15 protein-coding genes are annotated in these 14661 nt (G+C 51.4%); all 15 read right to left on the minus strand.

Annotated elements, in window-relative coordinates; genetic code table 11:
- Window positions 1-4: 4 nt before the first annotated feature.
- Complete coding sequence (gene rimM, locus EIZ37_RS09655) at window positions 5-523, minus strand: ribosome maturation factor RimM (RefSeq protein ID WP_134684394.1); 519 nt, start codon at window positions 521-523, stop codon at window positions 5-7.
- A 1-nt stretch (window position 524) separates the two neighbouring features.
- Complete coding sequence (locus tag EIZ37_RS09660) at window positions 525-938, minus strand: YlqD family protein (protein ID WP_134684395.1); 414 nt, start codon at window positions 936-938, stop codon at window positions 525-527.
- Window positions 939-1033: 95 nt separating this feature from the next.
- Entirely contained in the window at window positions 1034-1261 is a 228-nt protein-coding gene (locus EIZ37_RS09665) for a KH domain-containing protein (protein ID WP_134684396.1), read from the minus strand.
- Window positions 1262-1285: 24 nt separating this feature from the next.
- Window positions 1286-1558: a 30S ribosomal protein S16 gene (gene rpsP / locus EIZ37_RS09670; protein WP_134684397.1), complete on the minus strand. Its 273-nt coding sequence runs from the start codon at window positions 1556-1558 to the stop codon at window positions 1286-1288.
- Window positions 1559-1647: 89 nt separating this feature from the next.
- Entirely contained in the window at window positions 1648-3057 is a 1410-nt protein-coding gene (gene ffh, locus EIZ37_RS09675) for a signal recognition particle protein (protein ID WP_134684398.1), read from the minus strand.
- 10 nt (window positions 3058-3067) lie between these two features.
- A complete protein-coding gene (locus tag EIZ37_RS09680; RefSeq protein ID WP_134684399.1) occupies window positions 3068-3406 on the minus strand; it encodes a putative DNA-binding protein in 339 nt (112 codons plus the stop codon).
- A gap of 94 nt (window positions 3407-3500) precedes the next feature.
- Window positions 3501-4508, minus strand: a complete 1008-nt coding sequence (locus tag EIZ37_RS09685) for a cation diffusion facilitator family transporter (RefSeq protein ID WP_134684400.1) — start codon at window positions 4506-4508, stop codon at window positions 3501-3503.
- 90 nt (window positions 4509-4598) lie between these two features.
- Window positions 4599-5603: a signal recognition particle-docking protein FtsY gene (gene ftsY, locus EIZ37_RS09690; protein ID WP_134684401.1), complete on the minus strand. Its 1005-nt coding sequence runs from the start codon at window positions 5601-5603 to the stop codon at window positions 4599-4601.
- 20 nt (window positions 5604-5623) lie between these two features.
- Complete coding sequence (gene smc / locus EIZ37_RS09695) at window positions 5624-9196, minus strand: chromosome segregation protein SMC (protein WP_134684402.1); 3573 nt, start codon at window positions 9194-9196, stop codon at window positions 5624-5626.
- Window positions 9197-9452: 256 nt separating this feature from the next.
- Window positions 9453-10142: a ribonuclease III gene (gene rnc / locus EIZ37_RS09700; protein ID WP_134684403.1), complete on the minus strand. Its 690-nt coding sequence runs from the start codon at window positions 10140-10142 to the stop codon at window positions 9453-9455.
- Between the two features lie 106 nt (window positions 10143-10248).
- Entirely contained in the window at window positions 10249-11490 is a 1242-nt protein-coding gene (gene fabF / locus EIZ37_RS09705; protein WP_134684404.1) for a beta-ketoacyl-ACP synthase II, read from the minus strand.
- Window positions 11491-11641: 151 nt separating this feature from the next.
- Complete coding sequence (acpP, locus tag EIZ37_RS09710; RefSeq protein ID WP_134684405.1) at window positions 11642-11875, minus strand: acyl carrier protein; 234 nt, start codon at window positions 11873-11875, stop codon at window positions 11642-11644.
- 74 nt (window positions 11876-11949) lie between these two features.
- Window positions 11950-12690 (minus strand): 3-oxoacyl-[acyl-carrier-protein] reductase, encoded by a 741-nt coding sequence (gene fabG, locus EIZ37_RS09715; RefSeq protein WP_134684406.1) that lies wholly within the window; start codon window positions 12688-12690, stop codon window positions 11950-11952.
- The gene (fabD, locus tag EIZ37_RS09720; RefSeq protein WP_134684407.1) at window positions 12684-13634 is read right to left on the minus strand and encodes an ACP S-malonyltransferase; all 951 of its coding nucleotides are present in this window, start codon (window positions 13632-13634) and stop codon (window positions 12684-12686) included. The genes fabG and fabD overlap by 7 nt, the downstream gene beginning before the upstream one ends.
- A 22-nt stretch (window positions 13635-13656) precedes the next feature.
- On the minus strand, window positions 13657-14661 hold the full coding sequence (locus EIZ37_RS09725; RefSeq protein WP_134684408.1) for a beta-ketoacyl-ACP synthase III: 1005 nt from the start codon (window positions 14659-14661) through the stop codon (window positions 13657-13659).

Here is a 14661-nt window from a genome sequence, read left to right on the forward strand (position 1 = left end):
TCGCCTACACCAATCCTTCCATCAGATGGCAAACCACACGCTTGTTTTTCACATCTACATGCTTGATGCATTCATCGATAAAAGGAAGCAAGATCTCTCCGCGCTTGCCTTTGACCACCCATACATCATTGGCGCCAGGCTGCAGCACATCCGTAATCTTGCCCAACTCTTCCCCTTCGTCTGTGACAACCTCGCAGCCGATCAATTGATGGATGTAAAACTCATCCTCTGTATTTTCAATCAAGTCATCTTCAGGAATCTTCAACTCGCCGCCTTTATACTTTTCCACATCGTTAATGGTCGAATAGCCTTCAAACGTGAGAATTTCAAACTCCTTATGATTTCTGCGGGAAGCGATTTTGACGGAAAGCGGTTCGCGCAGCGACGGATGAAACAGCAACAGCTCGTTGCCGATCCGAAAGCGCTCATCCGGGAAATCGGTTGTTGCAATCACCCTGACCTCGCCGCGCAGACCTTGCGTATTGACCAATTTGCCTACTGTATAATAACGTGTGTCGCCCACCTTATTTTCCTCCTTGCCGGATCTCATGGATCAATCCATCTTTTAAAATGATTTCCGTACCTACCATGATTTCATCCCATGCATCGCCTACTTTTATTTGTACCGGGCTCTCGACAGTGGAATAGTCGATCTCGCTGCCTTCCGGGAGATTCTCCACCTGGCGGATCTGGAACTCCAACAGCTCCAGCTTTTCCTTGCGCGACCGTTCCTCCCGGGCCACTCGCTCCTGCGCCAGACTCTGCACATCGGTCGCTTTTTTTCTGGCATCAGCCAAGAGCTTTTTCCCTTCAAATTGCCATTGGTGCAGCTCACGGGTCACCTGCTCCACCTGACTGCGATAATGATGTAACAGCGTTTCCCTTGACGCTTGGGTGATGATCATTTTGACTTTTACTGGCCTATGTATGGTAAGCATCCGAGTAATGCCCCTTTCTCAACAGAAAAGTGGTGGCTTGATGCTTTTTGATTTTCTTCGTACCAAAAAAGGCCGGGAAACCTCCCAGCCTTTTTTCATACAATTTCTACGCTGACGCGCTTGTCGGTTTGACCCGACGCTGCAGTGACGACTGTGCGCAGAGCTTTCGCGATCCGTCCTTGCTTGCCGATGATCTTCCCCATATCGTTGGGGTGAACCGACAATTCGAAGACGAGTGTCCGCTCATTTTCCACTGCATTTACGCGTACTTCATCAGGATGATCAACGAGAGCTTTTGCGATCGTTTCGACCAGAGCTTTCATATCTTAAGACCCCCGATGAACAGCTTATTTACCGAATTTGATTTCGTTCACTTTTGCGAGAACGCCTGCTGTAGAGAGCAGATTGCGAACAGTGTCAGTTGGAGCTGCACCATTCAGAATCCATTGCACAGCTTTCTCAGTGTCAATGTTAACGATAGCTGGTTGAGCAACTGGATTGTAAGTACCAATTTCCTCAATGAAACGTCCATCACGTGGAGAACGGGAGTCAGCTACAACTACACGGTAGAAAGGAGCTTTCTTGGAACCCATGCGCTTCAAGCGAATTTTAACTGCCATTATATTTCACCTCCTACTAATATCAAAGCAAAGCTTCATATATCTGAACCATCATGCGTCGGAGACCGAGCACGAAGAGAGTTCAAGCATCATTTGAATGGTGGTTTGAAATTGAACGGAAAGTTGTTTCCGCCGGGCTTGCCACCCTTGCCCATGAACGGCAATCCGAGACCGCCTTTTTTCTTTTGCTTTTTCTGCATCTTGTTGGCCATGCCGCTAAACTGCTTCATCATTTTTTTCATTTCTTCAAACTGCTTGATGAAGCGATTCACTTCCTGCACGGTCGTACCGCTTCCGGCAGCGATCCGTTTGCGGCGGCTTCCATTGAGCAGATCTGGATTCGCGCGTTCCTTTTTGGTCATCGACTTCACGATCGCTTCGACACGAGCGATCTGTTTCTCATCGATTTGCACCTGGTCTTTCATCTTGTTCATCCCAGGAAGCATTCCCAAAATGTCTTGGAAAGGTCCAAGCTTGCGCATTTGCTGCATGGAGTCAAGGAACATGTCAAAGGTGAATTCCCCTTGACGCATTTGCTTCTCCATTTCTTTCGCCTTTTCCTCGTCGACCGATTCCTGCGCCTTTTCAATGAGGCTCAGTACATCGCCCATGCCGAGAATCCGCGAAGCCATACGATCTGGATGGAATGGCTCCAAAGCATCCAGCTTTTCGCCCATAGCGGCAAACTTGATCGGCTTGTTCGTGACCGCTTTTACCGAGAGGGCTGCACCCCCGCGCGTATCCCCATCCAGCTTGGTCAGAATCACACCAGTGAGTTCCAACTGGCTGTTGAAGTTTTCCGCCACGTTGACCGCATCCTGACCTGTCATCGCATCGACGACGAGCAAAATCTCATCAGGCTTGACCGTGTCGCGAATCTGCTTGAGCTCTTCCATCAATGCTTCATCGATGTGCAAGCGTCCGGCAGTATCGATCAACACATAGTCGTAGTGGTTCTCTTTTGCGTGTTCAATCGCTTTGCGCGCAATCTCCACCGGGCTTACTTGATCCCCGAGCGCAAATACCGGAGCTTTTACCTGTTCTCCCAATACTTGCAGCTGTTTGATCGCCGCTGGACGATAAATGTCGGCAGCAACCAGGAGAGGCTTGCGGTTTTGCTTTTGCAGGTACTTGGCCAGCTTACCGGTTGTGGTCGTTTTACCAGCACCCTGCAAACCTGCCATCATGATGACCGTAGGCGGACGGTTCGATGCAGCGAGTCTCGCTACATTTCCCCCCATCAGCTCCGTCAATTCTTCATTGACGATCTTGATCACCATTTGACCAGGCGTGAGGCTTTTCAGCACCTCTTGACCAATGGCACGCTCTTTGACACGTGCGATGAAATCTTTTACTACTTTAAAGTTAACGTCGGCTTCCAGAAGAGCAAGGCGCACTTCACGCATTGCTTCGTTGACAGCAGACTCATCGATCTTGCCGCGTCCGCGAAGCTTGTCAAAAGCGCTTTGCAATCGACTTGCCAAACTTTCAAATGCCATGCGAGACCTCCTACTCCATCTCTGACAGTTGCTTCAACATCGCCTGAATCTTCTCTTTTCCCTCACCTGTCGGCATATCCGCAAGCAAAGCTTCCACCTCTGCGAGAAGCGACTGCCTTTGTGCATGGCGACTGGCCAGCTGCAGTTTTTCCTCGTATTCAAAAAGCTGTTTTTCTGCCCGCTTGATATGATCATACACAGCTTGTCGACTTACCTCATGCATCTCTGCAATTTCGCCAAGCGATAGATCATCCAGATAGTACAGTTCGAGATATTCTCTCTGCTTGCCTTTGAGAAGAGGCGCATAGAAGTCAAACAAGAGATTCACTTGATTGGTTTTTTCGAGCATGGAACCAATCCTTTACATGAGGTACTCGGCTCTCGCCTGTAAAGTGATTTCCTTTACAGCACGAATACTATAGTACCTAAATGCCCGATCGCTGTCAAGCATTTTCGTTGACAAGATCTTTGGTCCAGTTGCGAACGCCATTATCTTCAATAATGCCAAGGACGACATCGGTAATGTCCGGATCTGCAATCAGCTTATCTCTCACCCGCAATTTGACATCATCGGCATCCGCCAAGCTCATGCCCGGGCGCAATTCCATCAGCGCTTCCACATGATAATAGCGGCCTTCCTGCATGATTCGGATCTTGTTGATGTCCGTGACATAGGGATCGGAAAAGATGATTTGTGCTACCTTCTCCTCAACGTCTTTTGGTGCCGCCACCCCGATCAGGCCGACCATGTTGTCATAGCCGACGCGAAAAGCCACGCCGACCATCAGCAGGCCGATCATGATGGTGCTCAAGCCATCCAACAGCGCGAAATTCGTCAGGGATGTCACTACCACCGCGATCAAGGCAAGCAGCGCACCGGTGACCGCGACCAGATCCTCATAAAAAACGAGGCGCGTCGGAGGTGCAGCGCGACCAACGTTTTTAAATGCTGCCATGATAAGGCCAGTGCCTATTGTCTCCGCTCTGGACTCATGAATAATCTCCTTCATGGCCTTTACGAGAATGGCTCCATCCACCAATAGATTCACCACTAGCACGATTACATTTAGCCAAAATCCGCCCTCTGAATGTACGGGATGCTGGAGCAGGTGAATGCCTTCCTTGATCGTCTCATAGGCCATGATAGTTACCACAATGACCGCGATCATACAAAAAATATTGATGACCCGCCCAAAACCCGTTGGGAATTTTGGTGTCGGCTTTTTTTCGGAAAGGACGCTTCCAAGAAAGACAAAGCCCTGATTTACCGCATCTGCCAGGGAATGCATCGCAGACGCGAACATCGCACCGCTGCCGCTAAATGCAGCGGCAAAACCCTTAATCGCCGCAATCACTGCATTTCCAATCATCGCGATGGCTGACGATTTGTTCCCTTTTTTCAGCAATGCGTAAAATGATTCCGTTTCCCTCGGTCCTGCAAGTTGTTCCATTTTTGCCTCCTGCTCTCTTTCTTCTTGTAAAGTAGTGTTAGAAACACCACCATACTTCATACGAACATGCTGGCAAAAAGTTCCCTTGTCCTATTGTTCTTGCTGCTCTTGCTCTTCTTGCACGATAAGTCCGGCGAACAGGGCATGGACAAACTGTTCCGGATCAAACGGCTGCAGGTCATCCATCTTCTCGCCCAGCCCCACATATTTCACTGGAATCTGCAGCTCATTGCGGATGGCGATGACGATCCCGCCTTTTGCCGTACCGTCCAGCTTGGTGAGGACGATACCGGTAACTCCCGATGACTCGCCAAAGGTACGGGCTTGCGACATCGCATTTTGACCAGTCGTCGCATCGAGCACCAAAAGGACTTCATGCGGAGCATCCGGCACATCGCGTTTGATCACGCGATTCACCTTGCTCAGCTCTTCCATCAGGTTCACTTTGTTTTGCAGACGTCCGGCGGTGTCGCACAGCAAAATGTCCGCCCCCCGCGCTTTTGCCGCCTGGATCGCGTCATAAATCACCGCTGCCGGGTCAGCTCCCTGCTGATGCTTGATGACATCCACGCCTACGCGCTGTCCCCATACCTCAAGCTGTTCGATCGCCGCCGCACGGAATGTATCCCCCGCTGCCAGCAGCACTTTTTTCCCTTGGGATTTGAACATATGGGCCATTTTTCCGATGGTGGTCGTTTTCCCGACGCCGTTTACCCCGACGAACAGGATGATGTTCAGTCGTCCTTCTTCGATATTTAACGCGGTATTGGCGGTTTCTTCATTTTTCAGCAGACCAACCAGCTTCTCGGAAAGAATCGGCTGCAAATCGAGGGCATTCTCAATTTTATGCTTGCGTACTTCGCTGCGCAGCTCGTCGATCAATTCCATGACGGTATTCACCCCGACGTCGGCTGCGATCAAAATTTCTTCGAGCTCTTCAAAGAAGGACTCATCGATTTTTTTATAACGGCGTACCAGATCCTCTACTTTTTCCACCAGCAGATTTCTGGTCTTGGACAAACCTTCTGTAAACTTTTGGGTGACTGCTTCGGACTTCTGCACAATCGTCTCGCGCAGCTTTTTGAAAAAACTCATCTGAATTTCCCTCCTGCTTCCTACGACACATTCTCAATCAGTTTATGCGTATCTTCCAGACGCACAGACATGATTTTGGAGACACCGCCTTCTTGCATGGTGATCCCGTACAGCACGTCGGCGCTTTCCATCGTACCTTTGCGGTGTGTGACACAAATAAACTGGGTTTGCTTGCTAAAATGATGCATATATTCAGCGAAGCGGTTGACGTTGGCTTCATCGAGTGCCGCCTCTACCTCGTCCAGCACACAAAACGGCACCGGTTTTACGCGCAGGATGGCAAAAAGTAGCGCCATCGCGGTCAAGGCACGCTCGCCACCGGACAGCAAGGCCAGGTTTTGCAGCTTTTTGCCTGGCGGCTGGGCGACGATATCAATGCCTGTCTCCAGCAATTTATCCGGGTCAGACAGGATCAAATCCGCCCGCCCTCCGCCAAACAACTGGACAAACACGTCGCGGAACTGGATCTGAATCTCGTCAAACGTCTCCTTGAACCGGCGGGACATCTCTTCGTCGATCTCCGCAATCACTTGATAGAGCATATCTTTCGCTTGATTCAAGTCTGCTTCCTGACTACTTAAAAAGGTTTGCCGTTCGGAGAGACGATCATACTCTTCGATCGCACCAAGATTCACGGTGCCCAAGGCGGCGATCTCACGCTTCAGGCGAGCGACGATCTGCTGCTCGCTGGCGATTTCACCCCGCGGCGGATATTTCGCCTTCGCCATGTCGAAGCTCATCTCGTATTCTTCGGAAAGCTTGTTCAGCAGATTATCGAGCTCCACATCATAGCGATTGCCCTTCACTTCTTCCTGATGCAGCTTCTCCTCAATGCTCTTAACTTTTTTGCGAATCTCTTTCGTTTCCTGCTCTACCTGCTCCTGCTGGCTGAACAGCAAAGCGCGGTCATGTCTGCGCTCCTGGATCAAGCCTGCAACGCGGTCCTTATCCTGGCGCAGCTCGGCGATCTTGCTGTCCAGCTCTTTGCCAGCGGTATCATTGCCCGATTCCAGGTCATCCAGCGCGGAAAGGGATTGGTTCAGCTCCTCCCATTCGCGCTGCAGGGCGGTCCGCTGCTCTTCCAGCCGTTCAATCTGCTCCAGGCGAGAATGATGCTCTTGTTTGGTCTGTGCATCCAGGACCTTCAGGCTGGTAATGCGTTCGTTGATCTCGTCTTTATGCGTAAGCTGTTCTTGCCTGCGCGTCTCTGCCGCCGCAATCGCTTCCTGCATCGCTTTTTCTTCTGCAGACAGCACTTCCAGCGCGGCGGTAAGCTGTTGCTGCTTTTGCTTGGACTCCTCCATCTCCTTGACGAGTCCGGCCATGTCCTGCTGGATCAGAAGCAGCCGTTCGGAAAGAGAGCGGCCCTCGGACTCGATCTGCTGCAGCAGCCCTTTCATCTCCTGTTCCCGCAAGCGCTGTGTTTCCCCTTCGGTGCGCAGCTGCTCCTGCTTCGCCTCGGATTCGCCAAGCTCCTGTTGAAGCTCGCGTATCTGCTTCACTTGCTGTGCGATGAGTTCTTCAATCTGCCCCATTTCTGCTTCCAGCTCTTCGGCTTGACGCCCGCGACCGAGCAGATTGGTCGAATTTTTCTTCAACGCACCACCGGTCATCGATCCGCCCGCATTGACGATATCGCCGTCCAATGTGACGACACGGTATCGATAGCTGCAGAGACGAGCGACACGGTTTGCCTGTTCCAGCGTCTCTGTCACAATCACATTTCCGAGGAGGGATTCCAAAATCGAACGGTAGGTGTCATCAAATGTCACCAGCGTACTGGCAATCCCGACAACCCCAGCTTCCTTCTCGAGCAAGCGCCGATCCTCTTGCTGGACAGAGCGCGGGCGAATGACATCAAGCGGCAAAAAAGTCGCTCGTCCCGCATTATGCTTTTTCAGATAAGCAATCGCTTCACGACCTGCGGCCTCATTTTCCACGACGACGTTTTGCAGAGCACCCCCCAGGGCTACCTCAATCGCGGTCTCCACTTTTTCCGGTACGACAACCAGCTCAGCGACCGCACCATGAATCCCGCGGAAGCCATTTTCACGCGCCTTGAGAATTTCCTTTACCCCTTGTTGAAAGCCTGCGAACTCGGCCTGCATCTCTTTGATCAGATCCAAGCGGGACTTGGTCGCTTCGCGCTTCTGTTCCAAACGACGCTGCTCCTGACGTACGCTCTCCAGCTCGCTTTGGCCTTTTTTCACCTGCTCCAGCAGCTGCTTGTAGGCATCCAGGGTTGCTTGGATCGCGGTATCTGTTTCTTCCAAAGCTCGTTTGACGTCATCGGCTTTCTTTTGCCTTTCCGCTTCCTCGTTGTCCAAGCGCGCTTTTTCCTGCGAGAGCCTGTCCAAACGCGCTTGATGGGTCTGGATTTGCTGCTCATGATGGCGCATCTCGTTGCGGAGGTTGGCCATTTCATTCAATTTTTCAAAGTAGTCGCTTTTCATCCGATCGACGTCATCGGAAAGCGTCTGGGCATTTGCGGCAAACTGGTTTTCCGCGTCCAGCAGCGCTTGGCGGGCTTCTTCCATCCGTTGCTTTGTTTCTTCCGCCCGCTTCTTTTCCTCTGCGAGCGCGGCATCCGTTGCGTGCTGCTTTTCCGTGATCCGGTGCAATTGTTCCATCGTCTGCTGACGGTTGGCAGACAGATTGCGCAGGCGTTCCTTGAGGACCTCGCGTTGTCCCTCCACTTTTTCCGCCTCTTCACTCACGGTCAACAGCACCTGCTGCAGCTCTTCAATGGAGCGATCGATCTCATTGACGCGATGCTTCGCCTGCTCGAGCTCTGCTTCCCGTGAACTGGCCTCCGTGGTATAGCGGAGCAGATCCTCTTTTAGCAATTCAACCTGCTTGGCGGCTTCCTCCCACTTGGCATGCGTCGCTTCGATCTGCTGCACGTATAAGGAAACCTCGTGATCGGTCAGCTGCTTTTTCAGCGCTATGTAGTGCTTGGCTGTTTCAGCCTGTTCTTTCAACGGCCCGATTTGCTCACTGATTTCGCTCACGATATCGTGGATGCGGACCAGATTCTGCTCGGTATCATCCAGCTTCTTTTCCGCTTCCCGTTTTCTTGTCTTGTATTTCACGATACCCGCCGCTTCTTCAAAAATACCGCGGCGATCCTCGGACTTGGTCGACAAAATTTCCTCAATCTTCCCTTGCCCGATAATCGAGTACGCTTCTTTTCCCAGTCCGGTATCCATGAACAGCTCGGTAATGTCTTTCAACCGGCACGGGCGCTTGTTGATGGAATACTCGCTCTCCCCAGACCGATAGACGCGCCGTGTTACCGAAACTTCTGTATATTCCATATCTAATGAGCGATCACTGTTATCCAACGTTAACGTCACTTCAGCAAAGTTAACCGGTTTGCGCGAATCACTGCCGGCAAAAATGACATCTTCCATTTTCGCCCCGCGCAACGACTTTGCACTTTGCTCGCCCAGCACCCAGCGGATGGAATCCGACACATTGCTTTTTCCGCTGCCATTTGGCCCGACGACTGCCGTCACACCTGGCACAAATTCCAGCTCTGTACGATCGGCAAACGATTTAAAGCCAGCCAGCTCCAAGCGTTTCAAATACATACGTGTGATCCTCCTTAACCTACCCACACAGCCAGGCTGATGCCAACCTTTGTGGATGCAAAAAAACTGACACCTTACGTCCTGCAACTTCAAACGCAATGGACGATTAACTTTTCTATATTATCATAGCATGAGCAATTGGCGAAGTAGTAAGCTTTTGCGCATTCGACCGTTCCACGAGTCATCCCCGGCCCACACACGCAAAAAGCGAGAGGCCCTGTTTCTCCTCTCGCTTTTTCCTTCACCCATTATCGCTCTATGCGTACGCCCCAAGATTGATTAATGCGCGAGCCGCCGCTTGCTGCTCCGCTTCTTTTTTGGAACGCCCAATGCCTGTTCCTAGTGAGCGGTTGTTCAAAAACACCTCAGAAACGAATTCCCGATTGTGTGCAGGCCCTTTTTCCTGTACGATCCGGTATTGAATCTCACCCAGATTATCTTGTTGAACAAACTCCTGCAACTGACTTTTAAAATCAGTGACTTGCGTGAACTCTCCCCGGTCAATTTTGGGGTACACATACTTCTCCATAAAGAGGAAAACCGTATCCAGTCCTTGGTCGAGATAAAGAGCACCAATAAAAGCTTCAAAGACGTCCGCCAGCAGGGCAGGACGCTGTCTGCCGCCCGTCAGCTCCTCTCCTTTACCCAAGAGGACCAATTCCCCAAAACGGAGAAGCTCCGCAAATTTCACGAGTGATGGCTCACAGACGATGGCCGCTCGCAATTTTGTCATTTCCCCTTCGCTCATTTTCGGGAAGGTCTTATACAAAAAATGGGAGACGGTTAATTCCAACACTGCATCACCAAGGAATTCAAGTCGTTCATTATCCTGAATGCGCTTGCCCTTTTGCTCGTTCACGTAGGAAGAATGGGTGAATGCCTGCCGCAGAACGCTTTCATCCCGAAAGCGAACACCGATTGTCTCTTGCAGCTCTGCAAAATTCATACTCTTCACCACCATCCCTGTCCCTTCCTACTCGTGGAGATGTTGTTCAAACGAATCTGTTCGTATGTGAACAGGCTTGTTTCTAGCATCGTACAGTAGGAAAAATTTATGCTTCGTATCGTCTTAAGAGAATTGATGCGTTGTGACCGCCAAATCCAAATGTGTTGGAAAGAGCAACGTTGACCTGTGCTTTTCTCGCTACATTCGGAACGTAATCCAGATCGCATTCCGGATCCGGATGCTCCAGATTGATGGTCGGCGGCAAAATTTGGTCGCGCAGAGCGAATGCAGTCGCGATGGCTTCAATGCCGCCTGTAGCGCCCAGCAGATGCCCGGTCATCGACTTCGTAGAGCTGACTGCCAATTTATAAGCGTGTTCACCAAAAACCTCTTTAATCGCGTTGGATTCCGCGATATCCCCGGCTGGTGTGGAAGTACCGTGCGCATTGATGTAGCCTACCTCGGTTGGATCGATCCCTGCATCGCGAAGGGCATTGCGCATGCAGCGTGCCGCTCCTTCCCCACCTGGAGCTGGTGCTGTGATGTGGTGGGCATCCGCACTCAAGCCATACCCGATCACTTCAGCCAAGATGTTCGCACCGCGTTTGATGGCATGCTCCAGTTCTTCCAGGATGACAATGCCTGCCCCTTCACTCATGACGAATCCGTCACGTTCCGCATCAAATGGTCGGCTCGCCTTTTGCGGCTCTTCATTTCGGGTAGACATTGCCTTCATGGAACAAAAACCAGCCATCGCCATCGGGCGGATGGTCGCTTCGGCACCGCCTGTAATCATGACATCCGCATCGCCGTATTGGATCAAGCGGAAAGCATCCCCGATCGCATTGGTGCCTGTCGCACAGGCTGTCACGGCGCTGGAAGTAGGTCCTTTCGCTCCGTACTCGATCGAAACCAATCCGGAAGCCATGTTGGCAATCATCATCGGAATGAAGAACGGGCTAACCCGGCGTGGTCCTTTTTCCATCAGGACGGTATGCTGATCTTCCCACGTCCCCAAACCACCAATACCGGAACCGATATATACGCCTACGCGTTCCGCATTTTCAGCGGTGATCGACAGCTTTGCATCCTCCACCGCCATTTTGGTAGCAGCCAATGCGAACTGCACATATCGATCGGTACGTTTTACCTCTTTTTTATCCATATACAGCTCAGGATTGAAATCTTTTATCTCTCCTGCGATTTGCGTCGGGTAATCGGATACGTCAAAAGACGTGATTTTATCAATCCCCGATTTTCCCTCCTGCAAGCTTTTCCAGAACGTGTCTGCGTCGTTGCCCACGGGAGAGAGTACGCCGACTCCAGTAATCACCACGCGTCTTTTCATTGATATCACCTCTATATAAAAATCAGCATTGCGCTTCTTGTACATCATGGAATAAGAAATGGAAGAGTTCAAATGCTTGTTAGTCTTGAATGTGAAGGGAGGAGCCCCAAATGAATCGGGACTCCTTTCATGATCATGTAAGCAGTTCTGATTATTTGTGGGACTCTATGTATTTCACTACCTCACCCACGCTAGTGATTTTCTCAGCGTCCTCATCAGAAATCTCCATATCGAACTCATCTTCGAGTTCCATTACCAACTCAACTACGTCCAGAGAGTCTGCACCCAGATCTTCTTTGAAAGAAGCTTCCAGCGTGATTTTGGACTCTTCTACGCCCAGACGGTCGATGATGATTTTCTTCACTCGGTCAAATGTGTCTGCCATTTTTGCTTCACCCCCTCTCACGTATTATACGAGATGAGCCTGATAAAAACCAGTTGATCGATTTCGTTGACTTTTTACATGTACATGCCGCCGTCTACATGCAGGGTCTGTCCCGTCATATAGGCAGCCGCATCCGATGCCAAGAAGGTCACGACTTTCGCGATTTCTTCAGGCTGGCCCAATCTTCCCAATGGGATTTGTCCGAGCATGCCGGTCTTCACTTCATCTGGCAGGACAGCCGTCATTTCCGTATCGATAAAGCCCGGTGCTACGGCATTCACCGTAATGTTGCGGCTTGCCAGCTCACGAGCGGTCGTTTTCGTCAAGCCAATCACTCCTGCCTTGGCCGCCACATAGTTGGCCTGACCAGGGTTGCCCAATACACCGACAACGGACGTGATATTGATGATGCGGCCAAAACGCTGCTTCATCATGGGACGTGTCGCTGCTTTGATGCAGTTGAACACCCCTTTCAGATTCGTGGAAATGACATCATCCCACTCCTCTTCTTTCATGCGCATGATCAGATTGTCTCGAGTGATCCCCGCATTGTTGACCAAAATATCAATATGTCCAAACTGATCCAAGCCCGCTTTGAACATGCTTTCCACTTCATCGCTGTTGGCTACATTCGCTTTCACCATGATCGCGTTGCGGCCCAGCTCTTTGATTTTAGCTACGGTATCTGCCGCTGCTCCTTCGCTCCCTGCGTAGTTCACGATGACATCCGCACCCGCTTCGGCCAGCTGCAATGCGATGGCCCTCCCGATTCCGCGGGAAGCACCGGTGACCAGTGCTACTTTTCCGTTTAGCATAGTACCCCTCCGTTCACCAGCTCTTCCAAGGAAGCCATATCCTGGACCGCATAGATGGTTGTGTCTGCTGGCGCGATTTTTTTGATCAGTCCGGCCAATACTTTCCCCGGACCAATTTCAACAAAAGTGGTGACGCCCTGCTCCACCATCCACTGTACGGAGTCTTCCCACAGCACCGGAGAAGCGACTTGTTTCACTAAGCTCTCAACAATTTCTGCGGACTTCTCTACCGGACGAGCGGTAACATTCGCAACCACCGGAATGGAAGCGTCCGCCACCTGGATGCCGGACAGTACGGCAGACAGCTTCTGGGCAGCCGGCTCCATCAGCGAGGAGTGGAACGGTCCGCTCACATTAAGCGGCAATACGCGTTTTGCGCCGTTTTCCTTCGCTTTTTCACCCGCCAGGCGAACCCCTTCCGCACTGCCGGAAATGACGATTTGGCCAGGCGAATTCAAATTGGCGAGCTGAACCGGATGTCCTTCTTGGCTTACGCTTTGGCATACCGAGTGAAGCAGCTCACGATCCATTCCCAGAACCGCTGCCATCGCTCCTTGTCCAGCCGGGACCGCTTCTTCCATGAATTGGCCGCGGGAACGAACCGTTCTTACCGCATCCGCAAAGGAAAGCGTGCCTGCAGCACACAGCGCGGAATATTCGCCCAAGCTGTGCCCTGCGACAAAATCAGGACGGAAATCCGGCACTTTCTCTTGCAATGCCGCATATACCGCCATGCTCGCTGTGAGAATGGCCGGTTGTGTATTTGCTGTCAAGCGCAGCTCCTCCTCCGGACCCGAAAAGCAAAGTCCGGACAGCGAAAAGCCGAGCGCCTCATCTGCTTGTTGAAAAATAGCTTTGGCTGCGGCAGACTGACTGATCAATTCTGCTCCCATGCCTACAAATTGCGAACCCTGTCCCGGAAAAACGAATGCGATTTTCCCCATGACGAGTGCCCCCTTTCCAAAATTAAGCCTCTGTTGTATTCCAGCGCAGGAGTGTGGCTCCCCATGTCAGACCGCCGCCGAAGCCTACCAGCACGACAGTGTCTCCGTCTTTTACACGGCCGGCTTCCACGGCCTCGTCAAGTGCAACCGGAATGGAGGCAGAGGACATGTTTCCATAGCGATCCAGATTGATCGCGACTTTGTCCTCCGATAAACCAAAGCGCTTGATCGCGGAATCGATAATACGCAAATTGGCTTGATGCGGGACGAGCAAATCGATTTCTTCCTTGTCTACTCCCGCTTTTTCGAGAACCGTCTCCGTAGCCGAGTTCATCACTCGGACAGCGAACTTGAATACTTCACTGCCCGCCATCGTCAGATAGTGCAGATTATTGGCAACGGTTTCCGCTGTTGCTGGCATGCGGGAACCGCCGGCTGGCTGGGACAAAAGCTGACCGCCAGATCCGTCTGCGCCAAGATCAAAGGACTGGAAGCCTGAGCCTTCCGCAACAGGACCGAGTACGGCTGCGCCCGCTCCATCTCCGAACAGGACACACGTATTGCGATCTTTATAGTTCGTGATTTTCGATAAGGTTTCCACACCGATTACCAACACGTAACGGTACAGTCCATTTGCAATGAATTGTGTACCTGTTGCCACCCCATACAGAAAACCTGTGCACGCTGCAGACACATCCAGTGCGGATGCTTTGGAAGCACCCAGTTTTTCCTGCAGGATGCAGGCAGTAGATGGAAACATGGTATCCGGAGTTACGGTCGCTACAATAATCATGTCCAGCTGTTCCGCACTGATCTTTGCTTTTTTCAGCGCCTTTTTCGCTGCTTCAAAGGCCAGATCGGAGGATGCCTCTTCCGGTGAGCAAATACGGCGCTCTCGGATGCCGGTACGACTCACGATCCATTCATCCGAGGTTTCCACCATTTTTTCCAGATCCGCATTGGTCAGCACTTTCTCGGGTGTATATGATCCTGTCCCCAATATCCCTACAGATCGAAGTCCATTCAT

It is taken from the genome of Brevibacillus migulae (assembly GCF_004521915.1).
In the GTDB taxonomy this organism is placed as follows: domain Bacteria; phylum Bacillota; class Bacilli; order Brevibacillales; family Brevibacillaceae; genus Brevibacillus_F; species Brevibacillus_F migulae.

Coding starts and splice junctions, on each gene's coding strand:
- fabD (WP_134684407.1), bottom strand. CDS start 13,634: ATGGGGAAAATCGCATTCGTTTTTCCGGGACAGGGTTCGCAATTTGTA.
- fabG (WP_134684406.1), bottom strand. CDS start 12,690: ATGCTAAACGGAAAAGTAGCACTGGTCACCGGTGCTTCCCGCGGAATC.
- EIZ37_RS09725 (WP_134684408.1), bottom strand. CDS start 14,661: ATGAATGGACTTCGATCTGTAGGGATATTGGGGACAGGATCATATACA.
- EIZ37_RS09680 (WP_134684399.1), bottom strand. CDS start 3,406: ATGCTCGAAAAAACCAATCAAGTGAATCTCTTGTTTGACTTCTATGCG.
- EIZ37_RS09665 (WP_134684396.1), bottom strand. CDS start 1,261: ATGAAAGCTCTGGTCGAAACGATCGCAAAAGCTCTCGTTGATCATCCT.
- rpsP (WP_134684397.1), bottom strand. CDS start 1,558: ATGGCAGTTAAAATTCGCTTGAAGCGCATGGGTTCCAAGAAAGCTCCT.
- EIZ37_RS09660 (WP_134684395.1), bottom strand. CDS start 938: ATGCTTACCATACATAGGCCAGTAAAAGTCAAAATGATCATCACCCAA.
- acpP (WP_134684405.1), bottom strand. CDS start 11,875: ATGGCAGACACATTTGACCGAGTGAAGAAAATCATCATCGACCGTCTG.
- ffh (WP_134684398.1), bottom strand. CDS start 3,057: ATGGCATTTGAAAGTTTGGCAAGTCGATTGCAAAGCGCTTTTGACAAG.
- rnc (WP_134684403.1), bottom strand. CDS start 10,142: ATGAATTTTGCAGAGCTGCAAGAGACAATCGGTGTTCGCTTTCGGGAT.
- fabF (WP_134684404.1), bottom strand. CDS start 11,490: ATGAAAAGACGCGTGGTGATTACTGGAGTCGGCGTACTCTCTCCCGTG.
- smc (WP_134684402.1), bottom strand. CDS start 9,196: ATGTATTTGAAACGCTTGGAGCTGGCTGGCTTTAAATCGTTTGCCGAT.
- ftsY (WP_134684401.1), bottom strand. CDS start 5,603: ATGAGTTTTTTCAAAAAGCTGCGCGAGACGATTGTGCAGAAGTCCGAA.
- EIZ37_RS09685 (WP_134684400.1), bottom strand. CDS start 4,508: ATGGAACAACTTGCAGGACCGAGGGAAACGGAATCATTTTACGCATTG.